The following is a 20,391-nucleotide window of genomic DNA, read 5'->3' on the forward strand; positions in this document are numbered from 1 at the left end:
ACGTTTAGACCGTCAGGGATTCCTGATCGGCGGTGGCGTTGGCCAGGTACATCAGCTCGCGCAGGGCGACGGTGAACATGGCGAAGTCGCCCAGCGGTGAGGACTTCAGCTCCTTGACCAGATTCTCCCAGCGCTGGATCGGCTGGGCCATGATATCCACCCAGCGCGCGACGGCACTGTCGATATCCAGCCCGTCATCGCCGGCCAGGCGCAGGATGTGAATGGCGAGTTTGGAGATCTGGCTGTCGAGATCGTCCATGCTGGTCTCCCGCGCCTGCGACTGCCAGAAGCTCTCCGCCGGCAGTTCGATGATCTGGTTGCCGAACCAGTAGAGCCCCAGTTTGTCGGCCAGCGCGAAGTAAATTTTTGCCACCTCTTCCACCGGGCGGTCACTGGCACGGGCCGACTGGGAAATACCCAGTGCGGAGAACAGGTAGGTGGGGGATGCAGCCAGCATCGCCAGGTTGTCCGGAACACCCGCCTCAAGGAACTGATCATGGCGACGCTGCCATTCATGCAACGGTTCACCGCTCAGCACTTCCGGCAAGGCGCGGATAACCCGCTGCACGGGCTCCAGGAACAGTTCGCGCTCTTGTGCCGGGTCCAGGTCAGCGCGGCGGTTGCGCACAAACCAGCGGGTCGCACGGCGCACACGGCCGATCATGGAGTTCATCAACTGCATCTGCAGCTCCGCCGGCACCTTGTAATCCAGCGCCGCAACGCCCTCCTGGAACTCCGGCATCAGGTACACATCTCGCGCACTAATATAGGCTGCCGCGATGGTGTCGATATCCGCACCGGTCGCGCCGCTGATGCGGTGATAGAAGGTGATCCCCATACTGTTGACCAGTTCATTAGCCACCTGGGTGGAGACAATTTCCCGGCGCAACTGGTGGTCGTACACCAGCCCTTTGTAGCGCGCGACCAGCGCCGGCGGAAAAGCGGACTCGACCGCCTCCTGCACCCGCGCATTGTCGATGATGCGCGCATGCAAGAGCTCCTCTTTCAGCTTCACCTTTACATAAGAGATCAGTACGGCGAGTTCAGGGCGGGTAAGATACAGGCCCTTGTTCTGGCGGTCATTCAGGGTATCGTTGTCTGGAATGAATTCCAGTGCACGGCGGAGGCGGCCCTCCGCTTCCAGCGAGTTGATGGTGCGGCGATATTCGTCGAACCGATCGCCCACCTGGTATTCCGCCACGCTCAGCGCGCGGGTCTGGTTGTAGTTGTTGTCCAGAACTAGCTCCGCCACCGACTCGGTCATTTCGCCGAGCAGCTGGTTGCGCTGCTTGTCGGTGAGATCCCCATTGGCGACCACTTTGTCCAGCAGGATCTTGATGTTCACTTCGTGGTCGGAACAGTCCACACCGCCGGCGTTGTCGATAAAGTCGGTGTTACAGCGACCGCCGTTCAGGGAGAACTCGATGCGTCCACGCTGGGTCATACCCAGATTGCCGCCTTCACCAAATACCTTGCAGCGCAGCTGGTTGCCATTGACCCGCAGGTTGTCGTTGGACTTATCGCCCACCTGCGCGTTGCTCTCGCTGGTCGCCTTAACGTATGTACCTATACCCCCGTTCCAGATCAGGTCCACAGGTGCTTTCAGCATCGCACTGATCAGCTCATTGGGCGTCAACTGGTCTTCCTTGATATCAAACGCCTGCTGCATTTCCGGGGTAATTTTTACCGACTTGGCGCGGCGCTCGAAAATACCGCCACCCTTGGAAATGAGACTGCGGTTGTAGTCCGCCCAGCTGGAACGCGGCAGCTCGAACAAACGCTTGCGCTCGATAAAGCTGCTGGTGGCATCCGGAGTCGGGTCGACAAAAATGTGCAGGTGGTTGAAAGCCCCTTTCAGGCAAATATGTTCGGAAAGCAGCATACCGTTGCCGAACACGTCGCCCGCCATATCGCCGATACCAATCACAGAAAAGTTTTCCGCCTGGACATTGATACCCATTTCGCGGAAGTGGCGCTGCACGGAAACCCAGGCGCCGCGCGCGGTAATACCCATTTTCTTGTGGTCGTAGCCGTTACTGCCACCGGACGCGAAGGCATCCCCCAGCCAAAAGTCGTACTCGGCGGCGATACCGTTGGCGATATCCGAGAAGGTCGCGGTGCCCTTGTCCGCGGCGACCACCAGATAGGGATCGTCCTCATCGCGACGGATCACGCGCTCCGGCGGAATTACCTCACCATCTTTCAGGTTGTCGGTAACGTCCAACAGGCCGCGGATGAAGGTCTTGTAGCACCTGATGCCGGCTTCGATAAACGCCTCGCGGCTGTTATCTGCCGGCGGACGACGCACCACGAAACCACCCTTGGCGCCACTGGGAACGATCACCGCATTCTTCACAGCCTGCGCTTTCACCAGACCCAGCACTTCGGTACGGAAATCCTCCAGGCGATCGGACCAGCGCAACCCGCCGCGGGCCACCTTGCCGCCGCGCAGGTGCACGCCTTCCACTTGCGGCGAGTAAACAAAGATTTCGAACTCCGGGCGCGGCTCGGGAATATTCGGGATATTGCGCGGGCTGAACTTAATGGAGATGTAATCCTTCGGTTGGTCGTGATCGTCCAGCTGGAAGAAGTTAGTGCGCAGGGTTGCGCGGATAAGATCCAGATAGCGGCGGATGACCTGATCTTCGTTCAGGTTGTCGACGGCATCCAGACCTTCGTGGATCTTCTTGATCAGGCGCTCCACCCGCGACTGGTCCTGGCGATCCGCGCTGTTGATACGCGGGTCGAACATGGCGCGGAACAGCGCCACCAGGTTGCGGGTGATTTCCACATGGTTCGCCAGTGTGGCGGCAATGTAGGACTGGCTCGCGCTGAACTTGGTCTGCTTCAGGTAGCGAGCATAGGCGCGCAGCATAGTAACTTCGCGCCAGTTGAGACGCGCCGCCAGCACCAGGCGGTTAAAGGAATCGCTCTCGGCAACGCCGTCCCAGATCGCTGCAAATGCATCCTGGAACAGGGCGCGGGACGCCTGCGCGTCGATGCGCGTCGGCAGGCCGAATTCCAGATGGAATTCGTGCATCCACACATCCTGTTGCCCCTGTGGGCGGATGGTATAGGGGAATTCGCCCATTACCCGCAGGCCGAGATTCTCCAACACCGGAATCACATCGGATAGCGTCAGGCCGCTCCCCAGATTGAACACCTTGAAACGCAGGCTGCCTGGCTCGGCGCCGATCGGCTGATAGAAGCTCATGGCGACGCGGCTGTCGCCACTCAGTTCGCGGATAAAGTTCACGTCCTGTACGGCAATGCGTGGCTCGAAATCCTCGCGGTAACCCGCTGGGAAAGCCTGGCCAAACGTGCTGATCAGTCGGCTGCCCTCTTCCTCACCGTGGGTTTCAATCAGAGCTCTTTGGAAAACATCTTCCCAACTGCGGGTAATATCCACGATTTGCGCCTCCAGTCGCGCTACATCAAATTCTACGGGCTCATTGGGGTCGACCCGGAATACCAGATGTACGCGGGCGAGGATGGACTCGGAAAAATAGGTGGTGAAATCGGAATCCAGCGCGTGCACCGAGCGGGCGATACGGTTGCTGATTTTCTCCCGCACCTCGCTGTTGAACTGGTCGCGCGGGACATACACCATGGCGGAGACGAACTTGCCAAAGGGGTCTTTGCGCATGAACAGCTTCAGACGCGCGCGCTCGTTCATCGCCAGCACCCCAAGGGTGGTTTCAAACAGCTCTTTGGTGCTGCTCTGAAACAGTTCGTCCCGGGGAAAGGTATCGAGAATCCGCTTCAGCGCCTTGCCGTCGTGACTGTGAGGCGCAAGGCCGCTCTGTTCCATCACTGAGGCCAGCTTGCGGCGGATGATAGGGATCTTCGCCGGGCTTTCGGTGTACACCGGCGAGGTGTAAAGCCCCATGAATGCGGACTCACCGATGACCTCGCCATTGGCGTCGTAGCGTTTGATACTCACGTAGTCCGAATAGGCCGCTCGATGCACTCGGGATTTCACCGAAGACTTGGCAAAGGTGAGAAAGTTCGGCCCTTGGTAGAAGCGCTGCTTGCCCTCGTTGAAGGCGTATTCCGGTGTCGGCTCCGCAGGCTGCTGTAGGTTCTTGAAAATCCCCAGGCGGCGATTTTCCACCTCGCACAGGATTTTCTTGTCACCCTCCTGACTGAATTCGTACTCGCGATAACCGAGGAAAGTGAAGTTGCCATCGCGCATCCACTGCAGGAAAGCTGCGGCCTCTTCCAGATGGGCATCATTATCCGCAACACTGGCGTGCAACTGGTCTTCCATGGCTGCACAAGTGTCCAGCATAGGCACATAGTCGTCCACGACCAGTTCCACATCGCCGAGGATCTCGCGAATGGCGCGGGCCAGATCCGACGCATGGGACGCAGAGGTATCGAGGTTGATTTCAAGGTAAATCAGCGCCTCGCTGGAGACGCCGGGATCGCCCGCGGCTTCGTCTTCCAGCTTGCGCCCCACAGGCAAAAGCTGGTGCAGGCGGCCATCGTCGCCCCGTTGCAATCGCATCACGGTACTTTTGATGGAGTGGATGACGGTATTGCGACGGTTGATCTCCATGCGCACCGAATCCACCAGAAACGGCATGTCCCGTTGCAGCACACACACCACGGTGTGGGAACATTCCCAGCCCTGCTCCTCAAGGCGCGGGTTGAACACCCGGATCTTGGGTTCGCCGGCGGCGCGCTGTTGGATGAAGTCCCAGCAGGTATAGATGCATCCATATACATCCACCAGGCGCCGCCCGGAGAGGTCCTCCAGCGGGTACTGGTTCAGAAACTGCTCCGCAAAGGCCGTCACCGGCTCTGCCTTGTCCCCCAGCTTCTCGCGGATGAATCCGCTGACCTGCGCCAGCAGTTCTTCCCGGCTATCGGTAATGACCGTCGCCATATTCACGTGCTTCCTCCCGTCGCCGCGATCACCATCGCGGGCAAGAATGCTAAATTTGCTGCATTAACGTAGAACAAAACGTCAGTTTTGTTGTCTACTTTGCCGCCTTGAGGTCGCCCAAGCGAGCATAGCGGTTGCCTCGCAGCGCATCGCCGCTAAAATCAACCGGCCCGCGAAAACCGGACAAGTGGCTATATATAGAGATGCTCTAATGATAGTTAGCCCCTCATCCCGGGCAGCGTATTGAAACAGGAAATTGGCAAAAGAAGTGACGATATGGACACACGCGAGCAGATAAAAATTCTGGGTGAATGGCTGGAACAGCAGATTATTGGCCAGGCAACTTTGGTCAATCGGATTCTCATCGGATTGCTCGCCGACGGACACCTTCTGGTAGAAGGCGCACCGGGTCTTGCTAAGACCAAAGCCATCAAGACGCTGGCGGATGCCATCGAGGGTGACTTTCACCGGGTGCAGTTCACGCCGGATCTTTTGCCGGCGGATATTACCGGCACAGATATCTACCGCCCGGAAACCGGAGAATTCCATTTCCAACCCGGCCCCGTATTCCATAATTTGATTCTCGCCGATGAAATCAACCGCGCCCCGGCGAAGGTGCAGTCCGCGCTGCTGGAGGCCATGGCGGAGCGGCAAGTCAGTGTGGGTCGCAAAACCTATGCGCTGCCCAGTCTTTTTCTGGTGATGGCCACCCAGAACCCCATTGAGCAAGAAGGCACCTATCCACTGCCAGAAGCCCAACTCGACCGTTTTCTGATGCAGGTCAATCTCTCGTATCCCGACGCGGAATCGGAGAGAAAAATTCTGCAACTGGCCCGTGCCGAGGCAAGCCTTGGGGAAAGCCATCCCAAAGCGGTGGTCAGTCAGGACACCATCTTCGCCGCCCGCAAAGAGATCCTCGACCTGACAATGGTGGAGGCGGTGGAGACCTATATCGTGCAACTGGTTATCGCCACCCGGGAGCCCCAACGCTACGACGCGGAACTAGCCTCCTGGCTCGATTTCGGTGCCAGCCCCCGTGCCACCATCGCACTGGACCGCTGCGCGCGCGCCTATGCCTGGCTCGCCGGGCGCGACTATGTAACCCCGGACGATGTGATGGCAATCGCACCAGACGTGCTGCGCCATCGCTTGCTGCTGAGTTTTGAAGCGGAAGCCGCCGGCGCCAACGCCGACCAGGTCATACGCCGCCTGCTGCAACAGGTACCGGCGATCTAGGGTCTGAAGGAAGTGCAGAAAGCGATCAACCACAGCGAACTGAACCTGCGCGGCGCCTACCCGGAAGTGGCGCCGCTGGTGCGATTGCGCCATATCGCCCGCCAGCTGCGCCTGTTCAAGCCGCGTCTTAATCGCAGCGACCAGGCCGGCAATCTTCTGACCCGCTATCGCGGTCGCGGCATGAATTTTGAGGAAGTACGTTACTACCAGCCCGGCGACGACGTGCGCTCCATCGACTGGCGCGTAACCGCACGCACAGGCAAGACCCACACCAAACTGTTTCAGGAAGAGCGCGAGCGCCCGGTGGTGATCCTGCTGGACCTGCGCTCGCCGATGTTTTTCGGCAGCCAGAATGCGTTCAAGTCCGTGGCTGCTTGCAGTATCGCCTCGGCACTGTGTTGGGCTGGCTTGCAACACGGCGACCGCATCGGCGCCCTGCTGTTTTCGGACCGAGATGTAGACACGGTGCGCCCGCGCCGCAGTCACCACGCCGTGCTCGCCGCAATCCATGGCATGGTCGAGACCGCCTGCGCATTGCAGAGCCCGATCGCCAGCGGCGGCAGCCAGCGGCTCAGCGTTCTGCTGGAAGAAGCCCGTCGCATCGCCCGCCCCGGCAGCGCCCTGTTTCTGATCAGCGACTGCCACGATCTCGACGAAAGCTGCGAGCAACCACTCTATCTGCTCACCCGCCACGCCGACATGCAGGTACTGCGTATTACCGATCCCCTTGAGCAGCAATTGCCTGATCAGGCGCTGACCATCAGCGATGGCCGGCAGCGCACCTTCCTTGGCAAATCCAGCCGTGGGCTGCGCCAGCAGTTTGCCCAGGACCAGGCGCGGGCGCGCGAACAAACCGCGCAACTCTGCCGCCGTCTGCATTTGCCGCTGCTGGATTTCGACAATACCCAGCCCGTGGTCCCGGTTCTACTCAACCGCTACGGTGAGCGCACAGCGACCAATGGCCGGAGGCCGGCGTGACCATGTTGCCGCTGTCACCGAAGCAGGCCGCACCTGCGCCAGCCAATCCAATGCCCCCGGAAATGCAGGAGTTGTTGGCGCAACTGAGAGATATTCACGAACCGACCCCCATCGGCTGGTGGCCGCTGGCACCCGGCTGGTGGATTCTGGCTGGCGCGCTAGTAGCGCTGCTGTTTGCCGCCATTCTGCTCGCCATTCGCCTGCGCCAGAGGCGCCGTCGCAATCTCTACCGGAGCGAAGGCGTGCGACTGTTGCAAGCGCTAGACCTCAATGCCCCCCGCGCGATCGAGGACATTAACGTACTGTTGAAACGGGTAGCTGTAGTGACCTTTGGTCGCAAAGCCGTTGGCCCGCTCACCGGACAAAACTGGATCCGTTTCCTAGAGAATTCCTCCGAAGTGCCAATGCCGGAGACGGCGCGCGCGGTGCTCATTGAGAACCTGTACAGCGGCGCCGACGGCGACCTGCAGGCGCTCGAGAAGCTGCGGGAATTCGCCATCAGCTGGGTGCGCAAACACCAGTCCGAGTCTGTGCGTCCGGCAGCAGACGTTAAACCGACGAAAAACCAGGAGGCCGGCGTTGTTTGAATTCGCTCTCCCCTGGCTCTTTTTACTACTGCCACTGCCCCTGCTCGCCCGCCGCCTGCTTCCCAAGAGTGAGCCGCTTAACAGCGCGCTGAAAGTCCCTTACTACCAGCAGCTCCCGCGCAAAAGTGGCGGCGCGAGCGACAACTATTTCAATCTTTTTCTGCTCTGGCTCATCTGGTCACTGTTGATTACTGCCGCGGCGCGCCCTCAGTGGTATGGCGAACCCATTACCCAGACCAGTAGCGCCCGCGACCTACTGATCGCCGTGGACATATCCGGCAGCATGGAAACCCCGGATATGATCCTGAATGGCAACCCCGCCATGCGTATCACCGCGGTAAAGAATGTCGTGGGCGACTTTGTGCTGCGCCGCAAAGGCGACCGTCTCGGCCTGGTGCTGTTCGGCACCCGCGCCTATTTGCAGGCACCACTCACCTTCGATCGTGAGACCGTCGACACCCTGCTCGCGGAAGCGCAGATTGGTTTTGCCGGACAGGGCACCGCGATTGGCGATGCCATCGGCCTCTCCGTGAAACGCCTCACCCAGCGCCCGGCAGATCAGCGGGTGCTGATTCTGCTGACCGATGGCGCCAATACTGCCGGTGAAGTCGAGCCGTTAAAAGCAGCGGAACTGGCAAAACAGGCTGGGGTAAAGGTGTATACCATCGGCGTCGGCGCGGAAGAAATGGTGCAACCCGGTTTGCTCGGCTCCCGCTTTGGTGCGCGCCGGGTCAACCCGTCCCGCGACCTCGATAGTGAAACCCTGCAAGCAATTGCCGACAAGACTGGCGGCCACTATTTTCGCGCGCACAATCCCGAGGAACTGGCAAAAATTTATACCGAGTTGGACCGCCTGGAACCGGTCGAACAGGAAGCGGAAACCTACCGCCCACTGCGCTCTCTGTATGTATGGCCGCTGGGATTGGCACTGTTGCTGGCTGCACTCTGGGCCGCAGCACCGCTATTGGCGACCGCGCTCTCCAACCTGCCAGCGCGCAGATCTGCGGCAGAAAGTGCCCACAGTCACCGCAATGGGGGACTCAAGGTATGAATTTCGTGAGCGATCTCGGTCAGTTCCATTTCCTGCGTCCCGCCCTACTGTGGCTGATCCTGCCCGCCGCCCTCGCCTGCTGGGCACTGGCGCGCACCGTATTCGCCGCCGGCGGTCTGCAAAAGCTGATTGACCCAAACCTGTTGCCCCACTTGTTGATGCGCGGCGGGGAAAAGCGCCCGTGGTTGTTTACCCTGATTTTTGCCCTGCTGACCTGCGCCATCATTGCCCTCGCCGGCCCCAGCTGGCGCAAGCTGCCAACCCCGGTATACAGCAACCAGGATGCCCTGGTAATCCTGCTGGATCTGTCGCCTTCGATGATGGCAACAGACCTCGCCCCAGATCGCCTTACCCGCGCACGCCTTAAAATTCTGGACATCCTCAAACAGCGCAAAGACGGACTCACTGCGCTCGTGGCCTACGCTGGTGAAGCCCATGTGGTGACACCGCTGACCGACGACACCGACACCATTGCCAACCTGGTGCCCTCCTTATCGCCACAAATCATGCCGGTACCCGGCAGCAATATCGAAATGGCGGTGGACGCCGGACTCAGACTGATCCGCGACGGCGCCAATGGCAGCGGGCGCCTGCTTGCCGTCACCGATGGCATCGACAAGGCTGCCATTGGCACCATTAAAGACTCGCTCAGCGGCAGCAATGTCAGCCTGTCGATTCTCGCGGTCGGCAGTGGTGACGGCAGCCCCATTCCCAAAAGCAATGGCAGCGGATTTGTCACCGACGACAGCGGTGCGATCATCATCACCAACTTTGATCGCCGCGAACTCACTCGCCTCGCTCGCAGCACCGGCGGTGAATTTGCCCAGATTACTGTGGACGATAGCGATATTGCCCGCGTGCTTCCCGAAAACAGCACGCCAGAGCAGGCCGAACTAACCGAGCGCGAATTCGACCAGTGGTACGAAGAAGGCCCCTGGCTGGTTTTACTGTTACTGCCCTTCACCTTGCTGCTGTTTCGCAGGGGCACTCTCGCCTGTGCACTTCCGCTGACGCTGGCGATGACCGCATTTTCCAGTAATGACGCGAGCGCTGCCGATCTCGAGAGCCTGTGGCAAACCCCTAACCAGCAGGGCCGCGAGCTGCTGGAACAGGGGGATGCCGCGGGTGCGGCGAAGCAATTTGAAAACTCCCAATGGCGCGGCACTGCGCAGTACCGCGCCGGCAAATTCGATGCCGCCGCAAAAAATTTCGCCCAGAGCAATGATCCCCAGGGGCTCTACAACCTCGGCAACAGCCTTACCCAGCAAGGGCGCTTTGATGAGGCGATCAGCGCCTTCGACCAGGCCATTCAGCAAAGCCCTGAATTTGCCGATGCCATCCACAATCGGGAAATTGCCGAGCAGCTCAAGAAACTGCAGCAACAGCAGCAGTCACAGAGCGGACAATCCGGCGAACAACAGCAGAACGACCAGCAGCAGGGCCAGAATCAGCAAAACCAGCAGGGCCAACAGCAGGATCAGCAGCAAAACCAGCAACAGGGCGACGAGTCCCAGCAACAGAGTGCCGGGCAGAATACACAGGACCAGCAGCCTTCCAACCAGGAGCAATCCCCCTCCGGTCAGGAAGAGCAGGAACAGTCCGACAGCAAACAGCAACAGGCCCAGAACGGCGAACAGCAGGAAGAAAACGAGCAGGAACAGTCTGCTCAAGCCCAACCAAGCGACCAGGAAAGCCCGCTCGACCCGGAAACGCAGCAGGCCCTCGACCAATGGCTGCGCCAGATCCCTGACGATCCCGCCGGCCTAATGCGCGAGAAATTCAAATACGAAAGCCTGCAACGCCGCCGCGCTTATCGCAGCGGCGAATGGCAGCCCCCGGAAAACGGAGCCACCCAGCGATGGTAACCAACTCCACAAATAACTCTTGCACGAATATCTCTTGTAGGAGCCTGCCTGCAGGCGAACCCATGCCCAAAATGATTCAACTGCTGACAGCCATCCTGCTGCTAGTGCTGTCCTTCGTCGCCAACGCCCAGGACCTGACCGCCAGCGTCGACCGCAACGAACTCGCCATCAACGAGACCTTCACACTCACCCTGCGCTACAGCGGATCGCAAAGTGGCGGCCAACCGGACTTCAACCTGCTGGAACAGGACTTCGAAGTCCTCTCACGCCAGCAATCCAACCAGTACCGTGTATTTAACGGACGAGCGGAGAGCTTCGTCGAGTGGACTGTCGTCCTGGCGCCGTTGAAGGAAGGCAAATTGTTCGTCCCGTCCCTGCATCTCCACGGCCAGGTGTCAGATGCCATCCCCATCACCGTCAACAAGGCTGGCGAATCCCCCAGCGGTAACAGTCGCCAGGCGTTTCTCGAAGTCGAACTGGATAAAGACAAACTCTTTGTCCAGGAACAGCTGCTCGTCAAGGTCCGCCTCTACACCACCGTAGGCCTCCACGACATCGCCACCGACCCACTGCAGATCCCCGGCGCCCATGTCGAAAAGGTAGATGAACAGCGCTATGAACGCAGAATCCAGGGCGTAGGCCACGCCGTCTACGAACTGACTTACGCCGTTTTCCCGGAAAGCTCCGGCGAACTGCAGATCCCGGCACTGAACTATGTTGCCGTGACAGGCAGAAGAGACCCCTTCTCCCTGTTCAACCGCAATGCTCAACGTATCCGTCTGCGCTCGGAAGCTAAAACTGTAAAAGTAGAACCCAAACCGGACAGCTACAGCGGCAGCCACTGGTTACCGGCCGCGAGCCTCGGCCTGGTGCAGAGCTGGAGCAAAGATCCGGAAGAATTCAAGGTTGGGGAACCCATTACCCGGATCATCACCTTGCGCGCCGAAGGGCTGCGTGCGGCGCAACTGCCACCGCTGCCAACGCTCAATATCGAAGGGCTAAAGGTGTACCCCGACCAGGCACAAAAAGAAGACCAAGCCGGAGCGAACGGGATCACCGGTACACGTATCGAAACTACCGCCATCGTCGCAACCAAGCCAGGGCAATATCAATTGCCGCCCATAACGATCACTTGGTGGGATAGCAAGAATGGGCAGCAGCGTGCGACTCAGTTGCCGGCATTTCGCTTCAATGTATCTGGGGCACCCATTTTGGATTCCAGCACCCCAGGCACTAGCACCCCTGTAACCCCGGAAAGGCCTAGCGCCACTGAAGTGAAACCAGGTTTCTGGCAAAAATTAGCAATAGCGGCAATCGCTTCACACTTTTTATGGGTCATTTATTTCTTTTACTCAAAAAGAAATAAAAATATGGAGGCACCCACCAGAGTAATAAGAAAAACGAAGAATCACGGAGATGAAGAGAAACTCATCAAGCTGATAAACACAGGGAGTCCACAAGAAATTCAGGTCGCCCTTCGGCAATGGGTTGACCGACGCTGGCCGGATACTGGAACTACGAGCCTGGAGAGCGCGGCAAACAGGCTAAACATCGGCGAGCTATCAGATGCCATTCAAATATTGAATGATGCAACATACAAAACTCCTGCAAAACCCCTTAATCGACAGCAACTACAATTGCTAGCTGGGAGGCTCCTGCACCTTAGGGATGAGGACAGGCCAGCATCAAACACACTACCCGGCCTGTTTAATGGGTGATCTGGGTTTCTCTTTACCTATTCAGCAGCCACTGCTGGCTATCGTTTGGAAGCAAGCAGTGATTCAATAAGTGATAACGTCTGTTCGCCCGCGTGATCCCAGCTAAATAGTTTCGCCCTAGTCTGGGCACGCTGTTGAAATTCCTCGACCAGAGCGCTATTACTCGTCAGCTCCACTAGTGCCGCGGCCATATCCTCGGCACATTCAGGGTCGACCAGTAACCCAGCATCGCCGGCAACTTCCTTCATGGCTCCACGATTTGAGGTCATTACTGGCGTGCCCTGACTAAAAGCCTCGACAATGGGTAGCCCGAAGCCCTCATAGAGTGAAGGCATAAGTAGCGCCCTTGCGTTACGGTACAGAGCGGGCAACTGATCGTCATGAATGTAGCCAAGCAACTCGACACAATCCCCAAGCCCCTCCTGAGCAATAAGGCTCTCCAATTCGGGAAGCCCCCAGCCTTTGCCACCACAGATTTTTAAAGGTAACGGACGAGTAAGTCTGGATTGATAGATACGATATGCGCGCAAAAGTGCTGGAAGATTTTTCCTCGGCTCAATAGTGCCGACGAAAAGAAAATAATTTCCATCGCAACGGGGTCCCTCCGCCGCCTCTAAAAAAGGGGCCTCGTAAATCGTGCGAATCTTGCCAGCAGTACCTGGAAACGAGTTTCGCACTTCATTCGCCGTACTGTCGGACACCGCAATCACAGCGTCTGCGAACTTAAGGGATGGGGGCATCAAGACACGCTCTATTTGCCGCCCCAGCCGAGACATGGTCTGAGGGAATCGCTGCCACACTAAGTCATGAATTGTTACCAGCTTGGGTAGCGACTTTCCCAAACACAGCGGAAGATGATGGCGCGGAGACCAAAATAAGTCGACTTGATCCTTGCCTACCCAAAGAGGGAAAACAACTTGGGCATACAAAGATCCCAATCCCGCGTGCTGCATACTGCCACAGCGCACCGTCACATTGGGCAGCCCCTCAAATTCATGTAGAAGTGGTTGATGACTATACAGGTACCAGTGGTGCTCACTGTCCAGTAGGCGCCTCATAATGGCATGCGTATATCTTCCGATCCCAGTAGTAGGAATTGAGAGCGGACGCGCATCTACAGCAATTCGGGCCATTACGTCGCCAGCCCTCTCTCCTCAAGCACCTGTGTGTAAAGCTTTTGATACGCTGCCGCCATTCGCTCACCGGTAAATAATGACTCGTAGCGCAGCCGGCCGGCCTGCCCCATCTGCTCTGCCTTAACCGGATCATTCCACAGGTCATCCATAGCCTCGCGAAGCGCATCGGGATTTGCGGGAAGAATCACGTGCCCCGTCTCTCCATCGGCATTAACGTAGCTAGTACCCGTGCCAATTTCACAGGAAATTAGGGGTTTTCCATACATTAGACCCTCGATTAACGTTACCCCGAAAGCCTCTGACCGCAAATGGGAAGGAAAGACCACTGCCCGGCACAGCTTCATGAGCGCCGCCTTTTCTAAATCACTGATATAACCTGTGAAAACGATACTGTCCGCTCCCAGCTCATCAGCCAATACCTTAAGTTTCGCTTGCTCAGGCCCTTTACCCGCGATAACCACCCGGTATGGTCTCCCGACAGACGCTCTAATAAGATATTCCAATCCTTTGTAATACCGCAGAACGCCGACAAATAACATGAAATCTTTACCGAAGCGTGCCTCCATGTTTAACAAGTCATTATCGGCAGGTACTGGATACTCTTGCTCAGAAATCCCTAGAGGGATTACCTCAACCTTACTTCGAAAGTCGGCCAATACAGGGCTACTATCCATATAGTTTTGTGAAGTTGCGACTATGCGGTCAGCGCGGGACAAAAATATTTTCATCAGAGGATAATAGAGTAAGCTGAGAGCGCGTTGACGCACGATGTCCGAATGATAGGTAATGATTAGCGGACGAGACCTCCCCGCCAACAAGTAAGTCACATCGCCAAACGGCCAAGGAAAATGGAAGTGCAATAACTTGGCCTTTAACCGGAACAGCCTCCTCACCAAGCCGGGCCCAATACAACAGGACGCAACCGACACCCAGCGCCGCTCTGCCAACACCGGAAGTTTCCCATCAAGCATCCTTTGCCCAGGCTCCTTTGCGAGAGTCAATACACCGCTGCCGTGCGTATTTTGTGCGAGTTCAAGAACAACTTGCTCAAGCCCACCCTTTGACTCAGGGTAAAAAGTTCTGTAACAGTGAAGGATTCGAAGTTCGGAACGCAAAGAAAGTTCTCTTTCAGGAAGACTCAACACGCAATGATAACCTATTGTTTTAAAAAGCAATAATGTATATTTGCGCCTTCAGCACTATCGGGGTCAACATGAAGATTCTCTTCGTTACCATGCAATTTGGTCCAGGATACAATCAAGGGACTGAACGCTACATCCGCAACCTTGGAAAAGAACTCATAGCATATGGCTGCGAAGTCTCTGTAGCCGGGGGAGACCCCGAAGGAAGAGGTCACAGCGGAGGTGTATGGAATAGTATCCCATACAAAACCTTATCAACGCTTGGATGGACTGCCGTCAAAGGTGCACCAATAGAAGCATATATTGAACTATTAAAGCAAGAAAAGCCTGACATACTCCATTTGGTTAATCCAGGTCATATTGGAGTAAACATAGTATATGCCGCGCGCGCATTGAACATACCCTACATCATATCAGTTACTGATTTCTGGTGGCTCTGCCCAAAACAAACCCTCACATTGAGTGACGGCAACCTTTGCCATGGTTTTACAGAAGAATTTACTTGCTTAAAGTGTATTGCCAAAACACATCGCAACCCTACTATCAACTTCGCAGCAAAAACAGAGATTGGAGCCCATCTCACTGCACAACTTATTAAAAGCAAAAATATAGAATCTGGCGAAAGCACGCTCTGGGATAATAGAAAGCAAACTTTACACGATATCCTTAAAGAAGCTCACGCAGTCATATGTCTATCCAAAACCGGCCAAAGCTTATTAGAAGAGTATTTTAAACTACAGAACTGCAAATATCTTCCTGCAGGGCTATCTGCCCAATGGTTCGAGCCGAAAACAACCGCTAGCGTAACGGGCGATACATTTAGCATTGGTTTCCTAGGCGCACTATCACCTCACAAGGGCCTTCACATAATTACACAAGCATTAAAAGCCCTTAATAACGAAAAGATTCACTTAATAGTCGCAGGCAAAAAAGCTCTACCTACTTATGCAGACAGGGAACTTCAAAGATACAAAAAGACGACATACTTAGGAGAAATTCAAGAAGAGGAAACGACGCCCCTCATGGACAAGCTAGACCTTCTGGTTTTGCCGTCATTGTGGCCAGAAAACCAGCCGCAAGTACTGTTAGAGGCAGGGGCAAGGAACATTCCAGTGATTGCAAGCGACATCCCCGGTTGCGCTGAACTTTTAGACCAAGCGGCACTATTCCCAATGGGAAATCATGAGGCTCTCAGCAAACTTATTGAGGCAATAACTAACAAAAAAATTGTTGCTCCAAAGCCCGATGTCGCAGCAAGCGCCAAAGACATTGCAAGAGAAATAATCAAAGAATACATATCAATGGTAAAAAAAACGTAATCTTTCCACGCGGCCACAGGTAGCTAAAAAAGATCAAACAAACACTGTTTACCATAGGCCGCCTCTACCCCTCCTGTTATCCCCCAAAATATGCGCTACAAACGTCGCTAGCACTCCCATCCATTCTGATACGGCCGTGTTCAAGCCAAATTGCCCGATTACACATATTCAAAATCAAGTCTTTTGAATGGCTAGCAATAACAACAATCTTACTCGAGGACACAAGTTCAGACATACGGGATTCAGCCTTTTGCTTGAAACCTTCATCACCTACGGACAGCCACTCATCCATAATCAATATATCGGGGCGAACAATCGTAGAGACCGAGAAAGCCAAACGCAGATGCATACCCGAGGAATACGTACGAACGGGCATATCAATAAAATCACCAAGTTCTGCAAAGTCGATTATATTATCGAGTGCAGCGTCAATCTTCCTGCGTGACAACCCCAGCAATGCTCCCCTGATATATATATTTTCCCTACCAGTTGCTTCCTGATCTATACCAAGAGAAATATCAATAAGCGAGCCGACGGCCCCTCGGATTGAAACCTCACCTTCTGTAGGAGAATAGACACCACTCAACACTCGAAGCAAGGTGCTCTTTCCTGCTCCATTATGTCCAACCAAACCAACACACTCGCCTTCACTGAACTCAAAGCTCAAATCCTCAAGCGCCCTGACAATTACCCGCCCCTGGCCATCCGCCGAAATCTGACCACCCGTTGCAACTTGCATCAAGCGCTTCTTAAGAGATCGTCCCCCCGCGTTATAAATAGGAAAGTCAACAGACGCGTTTTTAAAGTCAATAACAGTCATTCTCAAGCAACCTTAAAGCCAATAGGGCAAACGTTTTCTATATCGGCCGTAGAAGAAAATAGCAACAACCCAACCAGAGACTGCCAAAAAGATCGACACAAGCCAATTGTCAAAAGATGGCACCTGTCCTAATAGCGGAGACCTAACTACTTCAATCAAATGAAAGACGGGATTGAAATCCAATATGAAACTACCAGCCCTCTCGGGCAAAAGCTTCGGCATCCAAATAATCGGAGTTAAATAGAAAAGAACCTGCAAAGCGCTCGATACAATCTGCGGCAAATCTCTGTATCTCGCGCAGACGACACCAAGCATCAAGGCCAACCAAGCCAGATTAACCAACAACAAAAGAAAGCCCGGGACGACAAAGATAACATTCGCATTAAAGCTGCCCCCCAGAACTAACAAAACAACAGGAAAAATAATAATATTGTGAAACAATATTATACAGTTTCTCCAAATCATTCTTAGGGTATGCACAAACAGTGGGATCGGCAACTGCTTGATAATTCCCTGCGCAGAAACGAATTCTGAACACCCCTCCGTCACTACAGACGATATAAATGTCCACAAAATTATTCCGGCGGCCAAAAATGGTAAAAACTCAACCATAGGGGAATTAAAAAGTTTGCCAAACACCAAGCCGATTGTCCCGATCATAATCCCCATGCTAATGGTCAACCAAAATGGGCCGAGCGCCGACCTACGATAGCGCTGCCGCACATCCTGCCAGCCCAGAGCTCCCACCAAGGAGATCCGCTTAAACGCGCTAGCGATATCGGTTAATGTTCCAGTACTAAACTGCATAAACCACATCTTCAATAATATAAAAACCAAACATTCCCTTAAGAAGAAGCACCGCCGAGCAGCCTGTCGTCATGGTACTAACTCTTGGAAATACCCAAAGGCTCACCAAAATTTCAGCCATCAAGAATTAACGCGATCAACACCCACCGAAAACCAATCACACCAGGACACTTCATTCCCCTTATCTACGATAATCTCAAGTAGCTGGTGACTTTCAGTGCTAAGCGTAACAAGTTCATTGAATTTTCGATCAATAGCCCCCTCGAAAACATTTTTTCCATCTAGCTTAATGGTTAAGCCAACCAACCCAGCTTCACGTCCAGGCTCATTAAGGACGCGACAATGAGCGGCCAAAGGATCTATTCGAGGAGTCAAAGTAAGAGACTTGGACCCAGAAACATCAACTTTCATTTTGGCCGACACACTCTCACTAGGATGCATAAATATCTGATGATCCGGATGAACACGAAATGGACCGTAACCGATCTCCTCATATACCACCCTACCTAATAGCCAATCAAGCGCTTCGCGTCGTCCGGAAGAGCTAGACGCGCCTTCGGGGTAGAGTTCTTTAAGTGATTTTAAATCACCCGCGAAGAAATCACGGTGGAAGCGTGGCTCTACCTCAAAGGAAAGATCAACATCCTCCTGCCTCTGTTCGCATTGAGGAGAATCGCACTGCAATTGAACGATCTTAATGTTTACAGAGGGGCAGTTTTCACCAAGCCCATAAGCTTCAAATTTAAAATCTTTCAAGCCAGCTGTACTAAACGTTGCCAACCTAAACGCGCCACGTTGCATTGGCGCGCGATATATTTCACGACCACCACCTTTAACAGAAATCCCTGCGGCCGCTTGATCCGTCACCTCGTGCTCAGCGCAACTACTCAACATAGCGCGATCCAAGTAGGAGCGAATCGAAATCTTCCGCACACCTCCAGCCCCCCTAAAGGTAGAGAACTGCATATCACTATCAAGCTTGACTACGCTATCCGAAGAAAACGCAGCTCCGCCAACATGAAAGCGCTTGAGAGTGTCAGCAATTTTTTCTGGACGGGATATAATTGTGCGAACGCTCGAATCAATCTCGGCGCCCGTCGTCATATTCAGGATAGATAGTTGTTCATACTGCTGCTTTATTTTTAATTTTTCTTCTGCGGAAATCTCGCTATCAGCCTGAACTACCCCCATAACTGCATTCGCGAGAAAAAAATCCGGCATCGGTAAGCTTGCCGATCGAAAAACAAGACCAGGAATTAAATATGAACTTGTTTTTTCCGGCAGATCGATTGTAGAAAAATTGGACCAAAATCTATATGGGGGCAATTGCTCTTCTGGCTTTAATCCATTTTTAAAGCAAAGCGATTTATACACACTCGGCAATGCAGGCATATGGTCCCCAAAGAAAACTACCAACGTTGGCCGTTCCCGACGCCTAAGCGCATCAATCAGGTATCCGTAAGCAGAGTCAGCATCTCGAGCTCGCGCCAAGTAATCGGTGAAAATTTTTGCTGCTTCAGGATTCAACATATCTGGGACAGGCAAGCTCTCACTGGTATTTCCCGTCGCCGCACCCCAGGGCCCGTGATTATCCATGGTAATCGCTTCCACAAATGTGGGGCCATTCGCAGAATCCAACTGCGATAGCACTGCCTTGACTAGAGACAGGTCACTCACATGCCCCCTAATGGATTCGTCTCGATCGGATAAAAATGCGTTAATATCCAGAAAGGTTTGAAACCCCAAACGCCCCATTGCTGTATTTCGGTTCCAAAAACCACCCTTATTCGGGTGTATCGCAACAGTGTTATATCCCTGCTCTGCTAACACTCGCGGTATTGCCGTAATATTTTTTTTCAGCAAGTCATAGTAGGCAAACATCGAATGAGGGAAGGCGCTGATTGGCACTCCCGACAATGACTCAAATTCACTCTGCAGTGTCCGCCCACCAAAAACCGGCACCTCTAGCTCCCCTCCGCGCGGGCTCCCGAGGCTAGAAATATTCGGCAAAACCGGTGTTTCAGGCATGCCACAAAGCTTGCCTGGCATAAACAAGGACTCACTCTGAACCATCACGATATCGGGTCGAAAATCTAGTCTAACCGATAGTCGCTCGAGCGATGTTCGGGCCGCGATGACACGAGGCTCGGCCCAAAACTGCTCGGCCATGGCAATATCGGGCACGATCTCAATACTCTCTTGAGTCATCTTTCCGAGAAGCACATTTCCAATAATACCCACCTTTGCAGCACCACCGCTCTGCTGAAAGGCTTCCCACCCAAGATCCGGAATAATAGAGGGCGCTCGGTAAGATCCCACAAATACCAATAGACCGCTCCCGACTAAAGCAACAAAAGCGCGCAATAATCCTGAGGATTTAGCCACTCCCGATAGGAAATAAGATACAAGGATGAGAGTCAGCAAGAATGCAAACAAGAAAACAGTAAATGTCAGCGGAACGAAGCCAATTACTAACTCAGGACTCTCGACTATCGAGGACACAACTGAGAAGTCAGCGTACACCAAACTTTCACCCAGGAACTCAGCTTTTACTTTCCCGGCGTAATGAAAAACAGTTACCAGCAAGACAGCGATGAGCAGGCCAATAGCCATTCGCCCGATAAGAGACCACACCAAAAACAAAATGGCTGCCGGAAACAGAAGATTTAGCAACTGAGCAGTGAAGGGCGATCCTAATGAAAGGTATGGATCAGAGGTAACAATAAAGCCCCACAAAAGACCCAACAATAACAAACAAGCGAGGGAATTTCGAACTAACAATGTCACACCACACCCTTAAAATACACGTTCAATCGAAACTAACCCAGTGAATAACTTTAA

The 20,391-nt window shown here is 54.4% G+C and carries 13 protein-coding genes; 7 read left to right on the forward strand and 6 right to left on the reverse strand.

Annotation, left to right across the window (positions count from 1 at the left end; all coding sequences use genetic code 11):
• Nucleotides 1-4: 4 nt before the first annotated feature.
• A complete protein-coding gene (locus GNX18_RS05880) occupies nucleotides 5-4,891 on the reverse strand; it encodes an NAD-glutamate dehydrogenase (protein ID WP_166220398.1) in 4,887 nt (1,628 codons plus the stop codon).
• 276 nt (nucleotides 4,892-5,167) lie between these two features.
• Between GNX18_RS05880 and GNX18_RS05885 the strand changes: the two genes are divergently transcribed.
• From GNX18_RS05885 to GNX18_RS05910, 6 genes are all read left to right on the forward strand, one after another.
• Nucleotides 5,168-6,127 (forward strand): MoxR family ATPase, encoded by a 960-nt coding sequence (locus GNX18_RS05885; protein WP_138234675.1) that lies wholly within the window; start codon nucleotides 5,168-5,170, stop codon nucleotides 6,125-6,127.
• A gap of 12 nt (nucleotides 6,128-6,139) precedes the next feature.
• On the forward strand, nucleotides 6,140-7,105 hold the full coding sequence (locus GNX18_RS05890) for a DUF58 domain-containing protein (RefSeq protein ID WP_138234676.1): 966 nt from the start codon (nucleotides 6,140-6,142) through the stop codon (nucleotides 7,103-7,105).
• Nucleotides 7,106-7,107: 2 nt separating this feature from the next.
• On the forward strand, nucleotides 7,108-7,692 hold the full coding sequence (locus GNX18_RS05895) for a DUF4381 domain-containing protein (RefSeq protein WP_240914343.1): 585 nt from the start codon (nucleotides 7,108-7,110) through the stop codon (nucleotides 7,690-7,692).
• Nucleotides 7,685-8,743, forward strand: a complete 1,059-nt coding sequence (locus GNX18_RS05900; protein ID WP_166216147.1) for a VWA domain-containing protein — start codon at nucleotides 7,685-7,687, stop codon at nucleotides 8,741-8,743. Before GNX18_RS05895 ends, GNX18_RS05900 begins: the two co-directional genes overlap by 8 nt.
• On the forward strand, nucleotides 8,740-10,608 hold the full coding sequence (locus GNX18_RS05905; protein WP_166216149.1) for a VWA domain-containing protein: 1,869 nt from the start codon (nucleotides 8,740-8,742) through the stop codon (nucleotides 10,606-10,608). The genes GNX18_RS05900 and GNX18_RS05905 overlap by 4 nt, the downstream gene beginning before the upstream one ends.
• Nucleotides 10,609-10,670: 62 nt before the next feature.
• Nucleotides 10,671-12,326, forward strand: coding sequence for a BatD family protein (locus GNX18_RS05910; RefSeq protein ID WP_166216151.1), 1,656 nt, complete (start codon nucleotides 10,671-10,673; stop codon nucleotides 12,324-12,326).
• A 38-nt stretch (nucleotides 12,327-12,364) separates the two neighbouring features.
• Here GNX18_RS05910 and GNX18_RS05915 read toward each other — a convergent pair whose 3' ends face one another.
• Nucleotides 12,365-13,459 (reverse strand): glycosyltransferase family 1 protein, encoded by a 1,095-nt coding sequence (locus GNX18_RS05915; RefSeq protein WP_166216153.1) that lies wholly within the window; start codon nucleotides 13,457-13,459, stop codon nucleotides 12,365-12,367.
• Nucleotides 13,459-14,607: a glycosyltransferase gene (locus tag GNX18_RS05920; protein WP_205828073.1), complete on the reverse strand. Its 1,149-nt coding sequence runs from the start codon at nucleotides 14,605-14,607 to the stop codon at nucleotides 13,459-13,461. The genes GNX18_RS05915 and GNX18_RS05920 overlap by 1 nt, the downstream gene beginning before the upstream one ends.
• A 68-nt stretch (nucleotides 14,608-14,675) precedes the next feature.
• On the opposite strand from GNX18_RS05920, the gene GNX18_RS05925 reads away from it, so the two are divergent.
• Nucleotides 14,676-15,923 carry a glycosyltransferase gene (locus tag GNX18_RS05925; RefSeq protein WP_166216155.1) on the forward strand — a complete coding sequence of 416 codons (1,248 nt, stop codon included), beginning with the start codon at nucleotides 14,676-14,678 and terminating at the stop codon, nucleotides 15,921-15,923.
• 76 nt (nucleotides 15,924-15,999) lie between these two features.
• Here GNX18_RS05925 and GNX18_RS05930 read toward each other — a convergent pair whose 3' ends face one another.
• The 3 genes from GNX18_RS05930 to GNX18_RS05940 form a co-directional block, all read right to left on the reverse strand.
• Complete coding sequence (locus tag GNX18_RS05930; RefSeq protein ID WP_138234683.1) at nucleotides 16,000-16,743, reverse strand: ABC transporter ATP-binding protein; 744 nt, start codon at nucleotides 16,741-16,743, stop codon at nucleotides 16,000-16,002.
• Nucleotides 16,744-16,755: 12 nt separating this feature from the next.
• Nucleotides 16,756-17,550 (reverse strand): ABC transporter permease, encoded by a 795-nt coding sequence (locus GNX18_RS05935; RefSeq protein WP_205828074.1) that lies wholly within the window; start codon nucleotides 17,548-17,550, stop codon nucleotides 16,756-16,758.
• A gap of 120 nt (nucleotides 17,551-17,670) precedes the next feature.
• Complete coding sequence (locus tag GNX18_RS05940) at nucleotides 17,671-20,337, reverse strand: LTA synthase family protein (protein WP_166216157.1); 2,667 nt, start codon at nucleotides 20,335-20,337, stop codon at nucleotides 17,671-17,673.
• Nucleotides 20,338-20,391: the final 54 nt, after the last annotated feature.

The organism is Microbulbifer sp. SH-1, from assembly GCF_011326135.1.
GTDB classification, from domain to species: Bacteria; Pseudomonadota; Gammaproteobacteria; order Pseudomonadales; family Cellvibrionaceae; genus Microbulbifer; species Microbulbifer harenosus.

Excerpts from the sequence above, each read along its gene's own strand:
- GNX18_RS05930 (WP_138234683.1), bottom strand. The coding sequence starts at position 16,743 with ATGACTGTTATTGACTTTAAAAACGCGTCTGTTGACTTTCCTATTTAT.
- GNX18_RS05925 (WP_166216155.1), top strand. The coding sequence starts at position 14,676 with ATGAAGATTCTCTTCGTTACCATGCAATTTGGTCCAGGATACAATCAA.
- GNX18_RS05885 (WP_138234675.1), top strand. The coding sequence starts at position 5,168 with ATGGACACACGCGAGCAGATAAAAATTCTGGGTGAATGGCTGGAACAG.
- GNX18_RS05910 (WP_166216151.1), top strand. The coding sequence starts at position 10,671 with ATGCCCAAAATGATTCAACTGCTGACAGCCATCCTGCTGCTAGTGCTG.
- GNX18_RS05880 (WP_166220398.1), bottom strand. The coding sequence starts at position 4,891 with ATGGCGACGGTCATTACCGATAGCCGGGAAGAACTGCTGGCGCAGGTC.
- GNX18_RS05935 (WP_205828074.1), bottom strand. The coding sequence starts at position 17,550 with ATGCAGTTTAGTACTGGAACATTAACCGATATCGCTAGCGCGTTTAAG.
- GNX18_RS05905 (WP_166216149.1), top strand. The coding sequence starts at position 8,740 with ATGAATTTCGTGAGCGATCTCGGTCAGTTCCATTTCCTGCGTCCCGCC.
- GNX18_RS05895 (WP_240914343.1), top strand. The coding sequence starts at position 7,108 with ATGTTGCCGCTGTCACCGAAGCAGGCCGCACCTGCGCCAGCCAATCCA.
- GNX18_RS05915 (WP_166216153.1), bottom strand. The coding sequence starts at position 13,459 with ATGGCCCGAATTGCTGTAGATGCGCGTCCGCTCTCAATTCCTACTACT.